Here is a 16,940-nt window from a genome sequence, read left to right as displayed (position 1 = left end):
CGGCCTGCTATTTTCACAGATATCCATCACTTGTGTTTGACCTCTATTTGAGGAAAATGTTGCTGAAAAAGCCTTAAATTTGCCTTTTGACCGTTCATTTAATCCGGCACCATTCCTTTTGACATTCTCCTTTAAATGGCATATTTTAAGAAATCCGGAGTATAAGAAGTTTTGGAGAACAGATATGCTTAGATTTAAATTACATTATTTGGTCATTACCTGTATCGTTCTTGCTTTATGCGGGTGTTCGAGTTCCGAAAAGGAAGCTAGGGCCGGTTCGGCCGCGAAAACCGATGCGGCTCCCGTGGACAGTTTGATTGTCGAATTGAAGGGAGAAGCCGGAAAGTCCGTCTTTGAAATCACACAGCGGGATCATGCCGTCGATTTTATTCCGAGCATTGCCGGAAACTTCGTCCAGGCTATCGATTCCATCGAGATCAACGGCAATTATGGCTGGATGTATTCGGTCAACGATGCGATGGGACAGGTTGCTTCGGACAAATATATAACCAATGACGGCGATATTATAAAGTGGCATTTCCGGAAATTTTAAAAACCTATGTTTTATAGGTGACAGGGGGATTTATGAATATCGACCGGATTCTTGACGGTAAAGAACTATTCCTGATTGCCGGGCCGTGTGTTGTTGAATCGGAAGAAATCTGTTTTACGGTGGCCGAACGATTGAAAAGTCTGTCCGAGAAATATCATCTCAATGTCATTTTCAAATCTTCCTATGCCAAGGCCAATCGCCTTTCGGGCGAATCATTCGCCGGTCATGGAATCGATGTCGGGCTGGGTATCCTGCGCAAGGTTCGTGATAATTTCGAATTACCGGTTCTTACCGACGTCCATGAGACCACAGAAGTGCTGATGGCCGCGAATGTGGTCGATATTTTGCAGATCCCGGCTTTCCTCTGCCGCCAGACCGAACTGGTGCGCCAGGCGGCTGCGACCGGCAAATGGATTAATATTAAGAAGGGGCAGTTTTTGGCGCCGGAAGATATGGACAAAATTGCGGCCAAGGCCAAATCGGGGAAAGTGCTTCTCACCGAAAGAGGTTCATCATTTGGCTATCACAATTTGGTGGTCGATTTCCGTTCCCTGCTGATAATGAAGCGGTTCGGTTATCCGGTCGTTTTCGACACCACTCATTCGCTTCAATTACCGGGCGGAATGGGCAATTTTTCATCGGGCCAGCCGGAGTTTATTATTCCATTCGCAAAGGCGGCGGTGGCAATCGGGATAAACGGTCTCTTTCTGGAAACACATCCCGAACCGGCCAAAGCTCTTTCAGATTCGGCGACCATGCTGCCGCTGGACAAACTGGAAACGTTCATCATGGAAATATTGAAAGTCAGAGAGGCTGTGAAGAATTAGATTATGACGGGCAAAAATAAGAAACGTCTTACTTACGAAGAATTCAAGGCGCGGTTGAAAAAAATCCGGCTGTTTGCCATGGATGTCGATGGTGTCCTGACCGATGATCATATATTTTTCGGTCCGGATGGTCTTGAGATGAAAAAATTCCATATCTCGGATGGCCTTTTTATCGTGCTGGCTATGCGGGCCGGGCTGGAAGTTGCCGTCGTCTCGGGGAGAAAATCGGAAGCCACGACGACCCGCATGAAGGATCTTGGTGTCAAATATGTCCTGCAGCAGATGCTTGACAAACGTAAACAGATTGCCCCGCTGCTCGAGGAACTGGGTATCAAACATTCCGAGGTAGCCTTTATCGGAAATGAAATTCTGGATATCGGCCTGGCCAGGGAGGTCGGGCTGTCGATTGCGGTAGCCGATTCGGCCAGCGAACTGCTGGATGAAGTTGATTATGTTACCCGGGCGAAGGGCGGCGAAGGGGCGGTGCGTGAAGTTATACAGGCATATTTCGACGGCAACGGCATTGATCCCGCTGCCCATTTAATATAGGTGCAAAAATGATTCTTGAAAACGGTCGTAAAGTAATCAGAAAAGAAGCCGAGGCAGTGGCCGATCTGGCCGAACGGCTCGATGAAAGTTTCACGCTGGCAGTACAGGCCATATTGGAATGCCGGGGAAAAATCATCGTGACCGGTATGGGCAAGTCCGGACTGGTCGGGAAAAAAGTCGCTGCAACATTTTCATCGATCGGCATACCGGCTTTCTTTCTGCATCCGGCCGAAGCGGTCCATGGCGACCTGGGGCTGGTACGCACCGATGATATCCTGATAGCCATTTCCAAATCGGGCGCCACGGAAGAATTATATACGATTTTGCCGACTATCAAACGTCTCGAAGTAAAAATAATCCTTCTCACCGGGCAGATGGCCTCTCCACTGGCCTCGAAATGCGACATCGTTCTTGACTGCTCGGTCAAATCCGAGGCCTGCCCGAACAACCTGGTGCCGACCTCATCGACCACGGCGGCGCTGGTGATGGGCGATGCTTTGGCCATTGCGCTGCTCGAGGAACGGAATTTCTCGGCGGATGATTTCGCGCATCTTCATCCCGGCGGGTCGCTTGGCCGCAGACTGCTGATGCGGGTCGAGGACTTGATGCACACCAATTCCGAAATACCGGTTGTCAAACCGGAAACGCCGATGCTCGACGCCATCCTCGAGATAACCGGCAAAAGACTGGGCACGGTGCTGGTCGCCGACGCCGATGACATGCTGGTCGGGATCTTTACCGATGGCGACCTGCGGCGATTGGTGCAGAAGGATAAGGGGTTCCACGATCGGGCGGTGAGTGAGGTCATGGTGAAAAAACCGAAGACCATAAAGCGGGGCGCGCTGGTGGATGAGGCCCTGGCTATGATGGAAAAATATTCCATAACGGTGCTGCCCGTCATAAATAGGGACGGTCACCCGATCGGCATTATTCATTTGCATGATATTCTGAAATCAAAACTTGTTTGATTCCCGTGAAAAATAAGCGACTGCAAAGAATAAAAAACAATCTTGTCTATCGCTTTGCCGTTTTTGTTAAATGGTTTTTTAATATTCTGCCGCGATCGATGGCGGTTTTTGTCGGAAGCGTTTTCGGATATATCGCTTATTATTTCAGCACGAAAGACAGGGCGACCGCGCACATGACGCTGCAGATGGTATATCATGAAAGCCTGACTGCGGCTCAGTGCGAGCGAGTCATAAAAAATTTGTACATGAATTTCGGAAAAAATCTGGCCGAGGTGTTCCGAATAAGGAAACATTATTCCCGGAAGATAAAAAGTCTTATCGATGTCGAGGGTCTGGAGCATTTTGATGCCGTATATAATCGTGGCAAAGGCATGGTTGCCGTCACCGGGCATATCGGTAATTTCGAACTGCTGGCGGTATATTTTGCCGAGCGGGGATATAAAGTGTCGGTTATCGGCCGGGAGATGTATGATAAAAGACTGGACAAGCTTCTGATCGACAATCGGGAATCGATGGGGATCGTAAATATTTCGACCACCGATTCGCCGCGCCGGATTATGAGAATTCTTCGCGACGGCTATGCCCTGGGGGTGCTGATGGATACCGATTCGATGCGCGTCCGTTCGGAGTTCGTTCCGGCCTTCGGAAAACTATCATATACGCCGGTGGGACATTCGATTCTGGGACTCAAAGCCGGGGCGGGATTTGTCCCGGCGGCCTGTGTCCGAGTCGGTGACCGTTATAAAGTGATTGTCAAACCGGAAGTTACGATTGAATCGAGCGGCGATTTCGACAAAGATGTGTATAATATTACAGCCAAATGCACCAAAGCGCTTGAGGAGATAATCGATGAATACCGGGACCAGTGGATCTGGATTCACAACCGCTGGCTGACGAGACCGGTGGATGAGAGGATAGAAAAAGTCGATAATAAAGATAAGGGATAAAATGATTAGATTAACCGCAGTGATCATAGTTTTATTTCTGGCGGCTGGTTTCGGATGCAGCGACAAGAACGAAATCAAGGCGCCGGGGGCGGGTGATGGTTCACTGGCCGATACCAGCGCCATCCGTCCCGATCAGCAGATCAAAGGAGCCTCGATATTTCTGTTCAAAGGCTCGGTCCGATCAACCGAAATCAAGGCGGATTATATCGAGAAGTATAATAAACAGGATTCCACCCTGGCCTGGGGGCTCGACGTTCATTTTTATAATCACAAGGGGATTGAAACCTCGCACCTGATCGCCGACAGCGGGCTGGTTCGCGAATCGGTGCAATACATGGTGGCGAATGGTCATGTCGTGGTCGTATCGAAAGAGGATAATTCGCGCCTTGAGACAGAACAGCTTTTCTGGAACGGTCTGGAGCAAAAAGTCACGACCGATGCTTATGTCACGATCTATCAGGACGGTGATACGCTGATGGGTTACGGCTTCGAAGCGGACCAGGATTTGAAGGGTTTCAAAATCAAACGGCAGGTTAAAGGCGCTTTCAAAGATACCAAAGATTTGACGGAGTAATATTCAATAGAGTAGATTAAATTCATCGCTGTTTGGTATATATAAGGCAAACCTTTTGTATTTTTCATCTATATTTTTGCGATTAGATATATACGCCAGTAATAATACACTATCAATGACAATTTCTCCAACATCCCATTTTTCGGCAACATTACTTCCCGAACCGCCTTCGTCATGTACAGGATAACCGTATTGATTCCATTTTTCCGCAACCTCCTGGATTGCAGCCAAGTAAGAAAATTTTGCACCTTCCATATGCATAGTCGCCATGAGTTTTATGAGAGGTGTAAAAGATGTACGGGACATTTTGATGTATGTTTCCGATAGAGAAGAATCCAATTTCTTTTCCACCCATATATGTGCCAAACTGTTGCTGTCAATATGAATATTCCAATATGTATCTCCCTCAAGGACGATTCCCAGGTACTCCAGACAGCTAAAACCAAGCGTGTCTTGACCGAATCGGGATGCATCAGCGATTGGCCGGGGAGCTTCATTGCAGTTTAAGGCAGCGGCAATTACAATTAACAATATTATAATTAATTTGTCTAATACCGGTGGTACGCCACGGGTTGCTTCTGACATATTGCTATTCATAAAGCTCAAAATCCCTGGTTTCCAATATATATTTACCAAAACGTAACTCTTTAGGGTCGATTTCATTTTCTTTATAGGATATGACTTTTCTAAATATAATAACGCTATCGACAATGACGATTTCCTCAGCCTTTTTTGGATCGAAATCAGTGTTCTTTATTCCCATGCAATCATACAGAAACTTAAGGTCGGGTCGTTTCCTGCATATTTGACACAGGTTAATATAGTGATATGATTTGGCCATCAAGGCTACAGCTTCACCCACATCCTTCATTAGATTCATGGCAATATTCCTGTCGGCGACCTTCACCGAAGCAAGGGTTGCACTATCAAGATTTGCCTCGACCCATATTTGCAGGACGTTAGCGCTGTCAATATGGTAACAAAAATAATCTCTCAGCTGATGACTGCGGTATTCAAGATAATCGAGACAGCTTATGCGAATCGAATCCTGCTTCAAGGACTCAATTGTAATATTTCTTCTTGATTGTCCGGATGATGTTTCAAAGATGATGCTGGCAAAGACAATCAGAAGGAGACATATTATCCGCTTCACAGAAGTTCTCCTTGTGATTTTGTCGGATTTTGCCTTTCATATAGATTACGTCGTGAGATATCGGAATTATTGTTTTTTGACGATATTTAAAAAGGCAGGGTATTCACCCCGCCTTATGTTTTTCCATTTTTGATCAGGCGCCCTGCAAAGATATAAGACCCGGATTATTGTCGGGACATTTTGCCCTCCCAAAGATATTCGAGACACTCAAGAAAGACTAAATTTTTAGAATATAAATTTTCTCCAAAACATTAATTGACAAAGTCTTTATACTGTATATATTCTATGCTCAAACCTTATAAATAATCGGAGCATAGATGGAGCAAGCGTTGCAGGGGAATATCGGTCGTTTCACGTTGCCCGAGATATTTCAGCTTGTCGCCAACAGCCGAAAAACCGGAACTCTCGGGATCCAAAAAGACGACGATATCGTAATGGTATATTTCAAGTCGGGGCGGATTATCTATGGCTACGGCCCCCGCCAGACTTATCATATAGGACAGCTTCTCAAGGATCGCGGACGCCTTTCAGCCCAGCAGCTCGAAGACGCCGTCAATACCCAGGCCAGAGAGGCTTCTTCCAAACGACTCGGTCAGATACTGATGGAAAAAAAGTATATCGACCGCGCCGATCTGGAAAATGTTGTCCGAAGCCAGGTGGAAGAATTGATTTACTCCCTTCTCTCATGGGAGACCGGGACCTTCAAGTTTTATGAGAACCAGTATCCGACCGAGGAAGAAATCACGGTCAATATCTCGGTCGAGAATGCCATTCTCGAAGGCTACCGGCGGATCGATGAATTGAATCGGATTAAAGAGGCCATGCCTGACTTTAATATCGTTCCGGTCATCGCGGCCACGCCGCCGGAAAGAAAATCGAGTATATCGCTTAATTCCGAAGAATGGAACCTGCTTTCACTGGTGGACGGCAAACGGACCATCGAGGAAATCGTCCAGATCTCACCGCTTGCCCGGATGGACACGCTTCGCAAACTGGGGGCGCTTAAACTGGCCGGGCTGCTGAAAGTCGGCGGCAAAAAACAGGAGCCGACCGATCATCTGCAGTCGATGGTTGACCGGGTTTCGCAACTTCTGGAAGAATATCTATCGTTGAAGTCGAAACCGTCCAAAGCTGAAAAAACTACGGTTGAAAATATCCAGCAAACGGTTCACTCCCGCCTGTCCCCGGCGGACCTGGCGCCAAACTCGATCGAGGAAGAGCGTTGAGCCGACTGCAAACACTCAGAAAACTGGAATCGACCCTGGAGAATTTTCTCGTCAAAGTGGTCGAATCGGAAGAAGGGCGGATGAGTACGCTTAAAAGTGTCGATACCCTTGATGAAATTGCGCGCGATTCGCTCAAGGGGCGGATTATCAACAACCGGCTGGGCGACTGGTTTGCCGAAAACCGCAATAAGGTCGAAACCAAAAAATGTGACATGTCATCGCTGGCGTCGATCGGTAATCTTTTAGGCGATATTCGTTCCGGACTTGACCCGGCCGATCCGATTTCGCGGAAACTTTCCGACCAGATCGACAACTGGCGGGAACAAGGGGTTGTTCCGAAGCGCAAACTGATCCTCAAAATGAAGGCAAAACCGGTCGAGGACAACCTTCTGGGCAGATTCCTTGATTTTATGGGGCGTGAGATAAAACACCTCGATTCCGGTGAATTCGAAGGGTGGCATTTGCTGCAGATTCTCGACGATGTCCTGAAATCGGCTGCGGCCAAAGAAGATACGATGTTTATCCATCTGGCCGGTTCGATGATTTATTTTCTCAAAATGAACGGCTATAAGGTGACCCCGTTCGCCAAACGGCTCAAGGAAATCGAACAGGAACGACTTGGAGGCGGCCGTGCTGAATGACGCCGAAAAAGCCTATTACCGGGCTCTGCAGGCACTTAAGGAAAAAGATTACCGCGCCGCTACAGGATTTTTAAAAACTACCGAAAATCAGTTTGCGGAAAGGCCGGAATTACGTATATTATCCGAGGCGACCGAGCTATTGCTGGCCGTCAAAGATGAAATTTTTGAACTTGAAAACGAAACGATTGAGATAGAGGAGATTCTGATTAATGGCGAAGAAACAGAGTTTCGCGGATAAGGCTTCGAAGAAGAAACATTCGGTAAACTGTCCGGTATGCGAGCAGATGATTACCTATGTTAAATATGCCAAAGCCGAAAGATCCGACAAGGGCTGGAGATTCCGCACGGTTAACGTCGGTGTTTGCAAGTGCAATCACGCGGAAATCTATGGCTGATTTAAGGTCGGCATAATATAAAATACCCCGCTCTTGCAGGCGGGTATTTTTTTATAAACATTATTGGTAAATGCAGCACCTGTTAGAAAATAAATTTTTCCCATTCGTCAACAAGCCGGGTCGCTACATTGGCGGCGAACTGGGACAAGTAGTCAAGAATCCCGAAAACCGCTTCAAAGTCGCGCTCGGTTATCCCGATATGTATGATGTCGGGATGTCGTATCTCGGCCTTCAGATTCTTTACAATATTATCAATGCCGACGACCGGTTCCTGTGCGAGCGGATCTTTGCACCGGACCGGGATGCCGAAGCGGTCATGCGGCGCGAAAATATCCCCATGTTCAGCCTGGAATCATTCCGGCCGCTGGGCGAGTTCGACCTGGTCGGATTTACGCTTGCTTATGAAATGGTCTTTACCAATATGCTCAACATTCTCGATCTGGCCGGAATACCTCTTCGCGCCGAAAACCGCACTGATGATCATCCGCTGATAATCGCCGGCGGTACGGTGGCGCACAATCCGGAGCCGACCGCACCATTCATTGATCTTTTTTACATTGGTGAGGCCGAGGATGATCTGATCAGGCTGCTGGAAATACTCAATGAAACCAAAGGTCGACCACGCGCCGCCCGTCTCGAAGCGGTTGTCGGGGTGTTCCCGTCGGTCTATGTTCCGCGCTTCTATGATCCTCTAACGCATCAGCCTCTGGTCGATTTTGCTCCCGCGAAAATTAAAAGCAATAAGGTCGCTTCCATAAAGACCGACTATTATCCTGACCAGCAGATTGTTCCTTTTATCGAAACGGTGCATGACCGGCTGGCGGTGGAAATCATGCGCGGCTGTCCGCATGGATGCCGCTTTTGCCAGGCCTCGAGCATTTACAAACCGGTCAGGATTCGTTCCAAGACGGATATTATCGGGCAGATTCATGCTCAGGTGAGCCGCACCGGATATGATGAAGTATCGTTGATGTCACTCTCATCGAGCGACCACCCCGATATCATACCCATGACCATCGAACTGGCTCGCGAGTTGGAGCAGAAAAAAGTCACGTTGTCGCTGCCATCGCTGCGGCCGGGAACCTTTACCCAGGAACTGGCCGATGCCATCAAGGCAACCCGAAAGACCGGATTGACTTTTGCCCCGGAAGCGGGGACGGAAAGGCTGCGGGCGGTGATCCGGAAAAATATCACCGACCAGGCCCTGTATGATACCATCGATCTGGTTTTCCGCAACGGCTGGAACCTGGTAAAGCTGTACTATATGATCGGTCTGCCGACCGAGACCGAGGAGGATATCGAGGGCATTGTGCAGATGATTCGCCGCTCGGTCAATGTCGGCAAGAATATCAGGGGCAGGAATATCATCAATGTTACCATCTCGCCCTTTTCCCCCAAGGCGCACACCCCGTTCCAGTGGGATGAGCAGGCTTCGCCGGAAACCATCCGCGAGAAAAACGACTACCTCAGGAGAAAGGCCCATCATCCTCTGGTCAATATCAAACTTCGTGATCCGGAGCTCTCATTTCTGGAAGGAATCATCGGGCGCGGCGGGCGGGAACTAGCCGATGTCATCGAAACCGCCTTCAAAGACGGCGCCCGTTTCGACGGTTGGGGCGAGACTTTTGATTTTGAGCTGTGGCGGCGCTCTTTTGCGAAAAATAATATCGATCCATATGAATATCTGAAGGGCAAATCATTTTCCGCCATCCTGCCCTGGTCCCACATACAACTGGCTCAATCGACTGAGCAATTGGTCAAAGAACGTAACCGTACTTCGACCCTTCTGATGGCGCCGCCTAAAAAGCAGGCGGTTATTGCCCTCGAAAAAACAAATGATGATGATGATGACGATGATATGTACGGTTTTGGGCGGTCCCGCAAAAAACTTGCGGCGCGCTCGACGTCCATCCCGACCAAAAGCAAGGTGCGGGTCAGATGGGGACGAAAGGGTCTGGTTCGTTTCCTGTCGCATCTGGATAATGTCCGTGTAATCGAGCGGGCCATCCGCCGCGCCGGTTTGCCGGTGGAGTATTCCCAGGGCTTTCATCCGCATATGAAGCTGTCATTCGGGCCGCCGCTGCAGCTGGGTTATTCATCAGAAGCGGAATATTTCGATCTGCAGCTGGAGCGCCCGTTCGATACGGTCATGGCGTCCGCCTTCAACAAAGAATTGCCACCCGGATTTTTCATTCTCGACAGTCGCGGCGTTATAGATAACAAGGTTTCGCTCTCGGGACGTCTCAACCGGGCGGTTTATCAGGCTTTTGTGGCCAGGGATGATAATTATCCTGCGATGATAGAAGCGCTCATGGCCCGGGATATGATCGAAATCGAGAGATCCGGCAAAGCGGAAACCAGAATTGTCGATATTCGCGGCGCCCTGTTCTCGCTGGAGTATCGCGAAGAATCTGCCGCCGAACCGGGGATGGCGGAACTTTATATGGAACTTGGTGTCGGCGAGGGGGGTTATGCGCGGCCCACCGAAGTTATTCTGGCGGCCGGTATTGCCGATCAGGAAACTATAAAAGCCGTGAAATGTCACCGCCGGGAACTTTTGTACATTGATGATACCGGCCGACGGCTGACCCCGATGGAGTTTTGATTAATGACGGACAAAAAAGCAAAATTTGATCCGGTCCGTGGCACGGTTATTGAAATTCTGGGTCTTATCGAAAGCGGTCAGTTTACCGCCGCCGAGGCCATCTCACTGGCCACTGAAGGCAAATCATTCACCGATCTTGATCAACGCTTCATTCGACAACTGGTCAACGGCACCGTCAAGTTAAAAAGGCGGCTGGATCATGATATAAGGTTTTTTCTCAGCAAACCATCCGAAAAAATGCCGCAAAGGCTCGTCGACATATTACGGCTGGGTTTTTTCCAACTCTTTTTTACCGACCGCATTCCCGATGCCGCCGCGGTTTCGGAATCGGTCAACCTGGCGCATCATTTTTGTGATGCCTCGCGCGCCCGCCTGGTCAATGCCGTCCTGAGAGCGACTTTAAGGGACCCGAAACGAATCAAATTCCGGAATAAGAACGAGGATCCGGCCTCGTATCTGGGCAATATGTATTCGTTCCCCGACTGGTTCGTGAATTACTGTCTGAGTGAATTCGGCTTCGAGAGAACCGAGAAAATGCTGGCCGAGATGAATCTTCCGCCGCGCATTTCATTCCGGGCCAATTTGATCAAGACCAAGATCGAGGAGGTTAAGCAAATTCTCGATGAAGCCGGTCTGAAGTATGCCGGCGGTGAATATCTGCCGGAATTTTTTCATCTTGATGAGGGCAATTTTCCGCTCGAGGATCAACTTGTCAAAACCGGAAAAATTTATATTCAGGATGAATCAGCCGGCATGGCAGTCAGGCTGTTGAACCCCAAAATGGGGATGAACGTTCTTGATGCCGCGGCCGCTCCCGGCGGCAAAGCAACTTATGCCGCCTCACGGATGCGCAACCAGGGGATGATTACCGCGGTCGATAAATCACGCCCGCGGCTGGAACTGCTGATCGAAAACTGCAAGCGGATGGGCGTCAAAATCGTCAATCCGGTTCTCGAAGATAATCTCGACTTCAAAGGCGGCCCGTTCGACCGGGTCATTCTTGACGCCCCCTGTTCCGGGTGGGGCAATGCCGGGAAACATTCCGATTTGCGCTGGACCAAAACGCAGGAAAATGTCGATAAACTTTTCAAAGTGCAGTCGGCCATGCTCGATCGAGTCGCCCGGCTGGTCAAGCCGGGAGGATTGCTGGTTTATTCCACCTGCACCATTATCCGCAAGGAAAACGATGATGTTGTCGAGGAATTCATCGTTCGCAACAAAAATTTTACTCTCGAATCGGCCGGACAGTATTTTACCGGGGATGTCGTTTCGGAAAGAGGGTTTCTGAAAACATATCCCGGATTTGCCAACCTCTCCGGCTCATTTGCGGCGCGGCTGAAACGAAAAATCAAGGATCGCGCGCCCAAAAAATAATTGATGAACTTTTGGCTAAAAAATTGTAACATAAATATATGATCGACCGCGACCAAAAAGGTAAGACCGACTTCAGAACGAAATATGCCGCCTGGCTTCCGGCTGGAAGCTGGAAGCGAAGGATTGTGCATTTCGCCGGCTATCCCTTCGCGGTCTTTATTATCCTGTTCTTATTCATGGATGATATGGTTATGCCGATCGTCACCCGCCACGGTTCCGAATTCGAGTTGCCCGACGTTGTCGGTTATCAAAAAGAAGATGCGACCGAACTTCTGAAAATGGTCGATCTTGGTCTTGAAGTGACTTCCGAGGAATATCACCCGGACAAACCGCCGGGAACGGTGTTGTCGCAATATCCCCCGGTCGGGACGATGGTGAAATCGGGCCGTATTATCAAGGTGGTTACCTCGATCGGGCAGAAATTTATCAAAGTGCCGCAGCTGGCCGGGTTTTCGGTGCGGCAGGCCAAGCTCAATATTGAGGCGGCCAACCTGATACTGGGCGATGTCGCCTGGACCTTTTCCGACTCGCTTCCGGAACGAGTGGTGGTCTTTTCGTATCCTGCCACCGGGACCGAAATCCTGATCGGGTCGCCGGTCAACCTGATGGTCAACCGAGGGCGGTTGTCGGGCATTGTTTTCATGCCCAATCTGGTCGGAAAGCAGCTCGAGGAAGCGGTTTCGATGCTAAAAGGACTGGGGCTCAAGGTCGGGCTGGTGACGCACGTCCGCAATGAGAATTATCTTCCCGAGACGGTCATGGAGCAGTCGGTCGAGGAAGTGACCGAGCTGGAAGTCGGCGAAGAAATCGATCTGGTCGTCACCACGACGGAATAATGTCTGATTAGTGCACGGCATTTATAGATTTGGAGGGAGCAATTCATGAAAAAGTACATGGCCCTTTTCTCGGCGTTTGTTTTTGCCGCCGGTTTATTCGTATCAGGCTGCGGCAAGGATCAGGAAAAGACCGACGACCAAGACTTCGAACAAAAACGGCTGGCCGGCGAGTATCCCGATGCAACCGTCCTGAATAGAGCGGCCGAAAAAGAGATCGAGTCGTTTGCCTTCTCGTTGAAGAAAGGGCTTAGCGAAGCGATGCGTACCGGCGGGCCGGTCAATGCCATCGCCGTTTGCAGCGAACTGGCGCCCGAGATTGCCATGGCGCACGCGAAAGAGGGCTGGTCGATTATGCGCATCTCCGACAAGAGCCGCAACCGGAACAACCGGGCAACCGCCGAGCAACTTGATATTCTTACCGAATTCTATCGGGTGACCCAGCCGCTGCCCTTTATCGCCGGATGGAAGAGGATTTCCGGTAAGCAGACTTATTATTATTACAAACCGATATATGTGCAGGAAATGTGTTTGAACTGCCATGGATCGAAGAACGATATTAAACCGGAAACGGCGGCCAAACTGGCCGAATTGTATCCCGATGACGCCGCGGTCGGATATAAAATCAATGACCTGCGCGGAATGTTTGTGGTCGAGATTGCCTGGCCGGCCGGACGCGCCCATGCCGAAGCCCTGGTTGCCGATTCGATATAACGTCGTCTATATTCAATAAAATCAAAAAGCAGGATCACTTGAAGTCGATCCTGCTTTTCTTATATCGCTGCCTTTTTAGTTCGGGCTGGTCGGCGGCGGCCCTGATCGATAGAGGTAGTTGACCAGGACGACCACATCGAGCAGATTAATCGCGGAATCGCCGTTGGCATCGGCCTGCGCCTGTGGTTCCGGCAAAGATCCATCTTTATACAGGAACTTGATAATACAGACCGCATCCATGATATTAAGGGCGTCGTCGTTGTTGGCATCACCGGGAATGAAACCTCCGACCGCCAGGGCGCCCATGTCGTTGCGGCTGCCGTCGGGATCATTGTACAGCGGGTCGGGGTCACCGGCATCGATACAAGGTGAACCTTCGGTCAGATTGAAATTCTCATCGAATAGCGGATCGGCGCTTATCGATTCGAAACCGGCTTCCGCATTGATATAGTCGATCGGGTTACCGTAAACATCATTATATGACAGCGCCGACGACAGCGCTGAATCCTGCAGATGGATGCCATAACCGCCGTTGAAGGCAATTATATTGTTTTTGATTATCGGGACCTCGTTCGAGAAGGATGAAATCCCGCCGTTGGTGCAGTTGACAATAGTGTTATTGATAATCACAGCCGGGGCAGGGCCGATACCGGCGCTTGGCGGATAGCCGGATCCGGCCAGGTTTATTGCCGCCCACTCGGTCGTATGCTGGTCCCTGAAAAGGTTGTATCTTATGGTCGGGCCCGAGTTTTCGCAATAGACACCGAGCCACCCCTCGAGCAGAGTGAACCCTTCCAGAACCGCATCCTGCGTTTCGCCATGGTTGAAGGTCACCAGTGCGCTGTACATCGAATCACTGCCGGTGATAACGGTCATCAGCGGGCCGCTGTTGGATCGAACCACAATCAGCTTGCCGTTAAAATTGATGAGCCCATCATAGGTTCCCGGCGCCACCAGGACCGTGTCGCCGTCATCCGAGGCATCGATGGCCCCCTGAATCGTCTCGTAATCACCGGGAACCAGAATGGTGACAAAGGAGGTTCGGACTTTGAATTCTTTCATATTCCAGCCGCCCCACGTTTCACCGTCGCTGACTCTGATTCGCACGAAATAGGGGACCCGTTCTTCGAGCGGCGTTCCGTCATAAACAGCACTTGTATCACCTGAATAAACGGGACCGGAGGCCCACATCTCGGCAACCGACCAGTCGTCATCCGTCCCCACTTCGATTTCATATTGCTGCTGCATCGTTGCATCGGGATCGATATAGGTCCAGAAGAATTCCGGAGTCAGGGTCGGGACGGCATTCGGATTAACACCGGCGCCAAAATTGAGATTTGCGGCAAATGGATAATTGTTTACTATCGGCAAGGCCCCCATATCGCTTCGGCTTCCATCAGGGTCATTGTACTGCGCGTCGGGATCACCGGCATCGATACAAGGTGAATTCGGCGCCAGTGTAAAATCGGGATTGAAAAGCGGATCATCGCTTATCGAACCGGAATCGGGATAGACATTTATATAATTGACTGAATTGCCATAAACATCATTAAAGGCCAAAATCGAAGGATAACTTGCCTTTTGAAGATGGATTCCATAACCGCCGTTGAAGGCAATAATATTGTTCCTGATAACCGGCGCCTCGGTCGAAAATGACGATATTCCGCCGTTGGCACAGTTGACAATGGTGTTATTGACAATCACCGCCGGAGCCGGACCGGACCTGGCGCTTGGCGGATAGCCGGGCGCCGCCAGATTTATGGCCGCCCATTCGGTTGTATGCTGATTTTTTAAAAGATTGAATTTGATGGTTGGACCGGAGCCTTCGCAGTACACTCCAAGCCATCCCTCGAGCAGGGTGAATCCTTCCAGCACAGCATCCTGCGTTTCGCCGTGATTAAATGTGACCAGCGCGCTGTACACCGAATCACTGCCCGTAATTACTGTTTGCAGCGGACCGTCACTGGACCTGACCACAATCAACTTCCCATCGAAGTTGATAAGTCCTTCATAGGTCCCCGGAGCCACCAGAACCGTATCGCCGTTCAACGCATAGTCGATGCCTTCCTGAATTGAGGCAAAATCAAGTGGAACGTTGACAGTAATGATAGTGGTATGGATTATAAACATCTCCTGTTCCCAGGAGCTCCAGTTACTGCCGTCACTCACTCGAATCCGCAGGTAGTATGCTCCTCTGTCGGTCAGCGGTAAGCCGTTATAGACGACACTGGTTTCATTCGAGCTTACCGGACCAGGAGCCCACATTTCGGCGACGGACCAGTCATCATCCGTTCCGACTTCGATTTCATATTGCTGTTGTTCAGTTTCCGGATAACTGAGATAAGACCAAAATATTTCCGGGATTAGAGTTGGAATGCTCAGGTTGGCAATGTCGGGGCCGAAATTTATGTTGTCAACAGCCAGGAAGTTTTCGCCTGACGGAAGCGCTCCCATATCATTACGGCTGCCGTCGGGATCATTATATAATGGATCGGGATCGCCGGCATCGATACATGGAGAAGCCTGGGAGAGCCTGTAATCGAGGACAAAATCCGGGTCCTCGCTGATTGAAGTGGAATCATGAGACAAATTCAGATAATTTACTCCATTTCCATACAAGTCATTGTAAGAAAATTCTATCGGTAGAGAAACGGATTGCAGGTGAATACCATAATGCGCATTAAAGGCAATAATGTTGTTTTTGATAATAGGCGCTTCGGTCGAGAATGATGAAATCCCGCCGTTGGCACTATTGATGATCGTATTATTTATGATTACGGCCGGGGCAGGGCCGATACCGGCACCGGGCGGATAACCCGGCGCGGCCAGGCTGATGGCGGCCCACTCGGTCGTGTGTTGATCCTTTAATATATTGTAATTAATCGTCGGACCGGAACCTTCACAATATACACCCAGCCAGCCCCCGAGCAGAGTGAATCCCTCCAGAACCGCCTCCGAAGTTTCGCCGCTGTTGAATGTCACCAGAGCGCTGTAAACTACGGCATCACCGGTGATAATCGTCTCCAGCGGACCATCGCTGGATTTAACAACGATCAGCTTACCATTGAAATTTATATGACCGTTATAAGTTCCCGGTGCAACCATAACAGTATCATAATCGACCGCCGCGGCGATACCATCCTGTATTGTCGATTGATCGCTCGGTACATTAATAGTCGCCGACATGGCGAAAATTGCGCTGCCAAAAAACATGACGACCAGATAGATTAATTTTCCGGATAACTTCATGTTGTCCTCCCAAGGTAGTATATTCCAAATATCAGGGCCGCTTATTGAGTGGCAGCCTGATTGAATCCAATAAAGTATAACCGGAAGTAGATTTTTTGTCAATGTAATTCCGATGAATGTACGGCATTTTCGATCCATATCGATGCCGATTAATGAAGAATACATCCACGATAGTTATCAGGCAAATTCAAATCCGATCTGTTTTTTTGTTCGCCCCCCCATTAGGAAGTGCAAATACCATAATAACTTATGTAAATAATGAAAACCGACGAGGAATTATCCTATTTATGCCGTATAAATTGCTGAAGATTCGATTCTTAAGATATGCCGAA

The 16,940-nt window shown here is 49.5% G+C and carries 17 protein-coding genes; 14 read left to right on the top strand and 3 right to left on the bottom strand.

Annotated elements, in window-relative coordinates:
• Window positions 1-79: 79 nt before the first annotated feature.
• The 6 genes from CVT49_11980 to lptC are packed head-to-tail and all read left to right on the top strand — an operon-like array spanning window position 80 to window position 4,418.
• Complete coding sequence (locus CVT49_11980; GenBank protein ID PKK82787.1) at window positions 80-553, top strand: hypothetical protein; 474 nt, start codon at window positions 80-82, stop codon at window positions 551-553.
• A 32-nt stretch (window positions 554-585) separates the two neighbouring features.
• Window positions 586-1,380: a 3-deoxy-8-phosphooctulonate synthase gene (locus CVT49_11975; protein ID PKK82786.1), complete on the top strand. Its 795-nt coding sequence runs from the start codon at window positions 586-588 to the stop codon at window positions 1,378-1,380.
• Window positions 1,381-1,383: 3 nt separating this feature from the next.
• On the top strand, window positions 1,384-1,929 hold the full coding sequence (locus tag CVT49_11970) for a hypothetical protein (protein PKK82785.1): 546 nt from the start codon (window positions 1,384-1,386) through the stop codon (window positions 1,927-1,929).
• Window positions 1,930-1,937: 8 nt separating this feature from the next.
• A complete protein-coding gene (locus CVT49_11965; protein ID PKK82784.1) occupies window positions 1,938-2,897 on the top strand; it encodes a hypothetical protein in 960 nt (319 codons plus the stop codon).
• A complete protein-coding gene (locus CVT49_11960; protein PKK82783.1) occupies window positions 2,882-3,844 on the top strand; it encodes a hypothetical protein in 963 nt (320 codons plus the stop codon). Before CVT49_11965 ends, CVT49_11960 begins: the two co-directional genes overlap by 16 nt.
• A 1-nt stretch (window position 3,845) precedes the next feature.
• Window positions 3,846-4,418, top strand: coding sequence for an LPS export ABC transporter periplasmic protein LptC (gene lptC / locus CVT49_11955; GenBank protein ID PKK82782.1), 573 nt, complete (start codon window positions 3,846-3,848; stop codon window positions 4,416-4,418).
• A 3-nt stretch (window positions 4,419-4,421) separates the two neighbouring features.
• Here the strand turns inward: lptC and CVT49_11950 are convergent, their stop codons facing one another.
• Together CVT49_11950 and CVT49_11945 are read right to left on the bottom strand one after the other, a co-directional pair.
• Window positions 4,422-5,015 carry a hypothetical protein gene (locus CVT49_11950; protein PKK82781.1) on the bottom strand — a complete coding sequence of 198 codons (594 nt, stop codon included), beginning with the start codon at window positions 5,013-5,015 and terminating at the stop codon, window positions 4,422-4,424.
• Complete coding sequence (locus CVT49_11945; GenBank protein PKK82780.1) at window positions 5,008-5,571, bottom strand: hypothetical protein; 564 nt, start codon at window positions 5,569-5,571, stop codon at window positions 5,008-5,010. The genes CVT49_11950 and CVT49_11945 overlap by 8 nt, the downstream gene beginning before the upstream one ends.
• 317 nt (window positions 5,572-5,888) lie before the next feature.
• Here CVT49_11945 and CVT49_11940 point away from each other — a divergent pair, with 317 nt between their 5' ends.
• The 8 genes from CVT49_11940 to CVT49_11905 all read left to right on the top strand — a co-directional run bounded on the left by CVT49_11940 (window position 5,889) and on the right by CVT49_11905 (window position 13,359).
• Window positions 5,889-6,797: a hypothetical protein gene (locus CVT49_11940; protein ID PKK82779.1), complete on the top strand. Its 909-nt coding sequence runs from the start codon at window positions 5,889-5,891 to the stop codon at window positions 6,795-6,797.
• Window positions 6,794-7,438 carry a hypothetical protein gene (locus CVT49_11935; GenBank protein ID PKK82778.1) on the top strand — a complete coding sequence of 215 codons (645 nt, stop codon included), beginning with the start codon at window positions 6,794-6,796 and terminating at the stop codon, window positions 7,436-7,438. Before CVT49_11940 ends, CVT49_11935 begins: the two co-directional genes overlap by 4 nt.
• Window positions 7,416-7,676, top strand: a complete 261-nt coding sequence (locus CVT49_11930) for a hypothetical protein (GenBank protein ID PKK82777.1) — start codon at window positions 7,416-7,418, stop codon at window positions 7,674-7,676. The genes CVT49_11935 and CVT49_11930 overlap by 23 nt, the downstream gene beginning before the upstream one ends.
• Window positions 7,648-7,833, top strand: a complete 186-nt coding sequence (locus tag CVT49_11925) for a hypothetical protein (GenBank protein ID PKK82776.1) — start codon at window positions 7,648-7,650, stop codon at window positions 7,831-7,833. The genes CVT49_11930 and CVT49_11925 overlap by 29 nt, the downstream gene beginning before the upstream one ends.
• Window positions 7,834-7,903: 70 nt before the next feature.
• On the top strand, window positions 7,904-10,438 hold the full coding sequence (locus CVT49_11920) for a hypothetical protein (GenBank protein PKK82775.1): 2,535 nt from the start codon (window positions 7,904-7,906) through the stop codon (window positions 10,436-10,438).
• Window positions 10,439-10,441: 3 nt separating this feature from the next.
• Window positions 10,442-11,812 (top strand): hypothetical protein, encoded by a 1,371-nt coding sequence (locus CVT49_11915; GenBank protein ID PKK82774.1) that lies wholly within the window; start codon window positions 10,442-10,444, stop codon window positions 11,810-11,812.
• Window positions 11,813-11,850: 38 nt separating this feature from the next.
• Window positions 11,851-12,648 carry a hypothetical protein gene (locus CVT49_11910; GenBank protein ID PKK82773.1) on the top strand — a complete coding sequence of 266 codons (798 nt, stop codon included), beginning with the start codon at window positions 11,851-11,853 and terminating at the stop codon, window positions 12,646-12,648.
• A gap of 45 nt (window positions 12,649-12,693) precedes the next feature.
• Window positions 12,694-13,359, top strand: coding sequence for a hypothetical protein (locus tag CVT49_11905; protein ID PKK82772.1), 666 nt, complete (start codon window positions 12,694-12,696; stop codon window positions 13,357-13,359).
• Between the two features lie 75 nt (window positions 13,360-13,434).
• On the opposite strand, the gene CVT49_11900 is transcribed toward CVT49_11905, so the two are convergent.
• Window positions 13,435-16,773 carry a hypothetical protein gene (locus CVT49_11900; GenBank protein PKK82771.1) on the bottom strand — a complete coding sequence of 1,113 codons (3,339 nt, stop codon included), beginning with the start codon at window positions 16,771-16,773 and terminating at the stop codon, window positions 13,435-13,437.
• Between the last annotated feature and the right edge of the window lie 167 nt (window positions 16,774-16,940).

Source organism: candidate division Zixibacteria bacterium HGW-Zixibacteria-1, from assembly GCA_002838945.1.
Classification (GTDB): Bacteria; Zixibacteria; MSB-5A5; order GN15; family PGXB01; genus PGXB01.
Note: the sequence above shows the minus strand (reverse complement) of the source record. Positions and strands in the feature narration are given on the sequence as shown.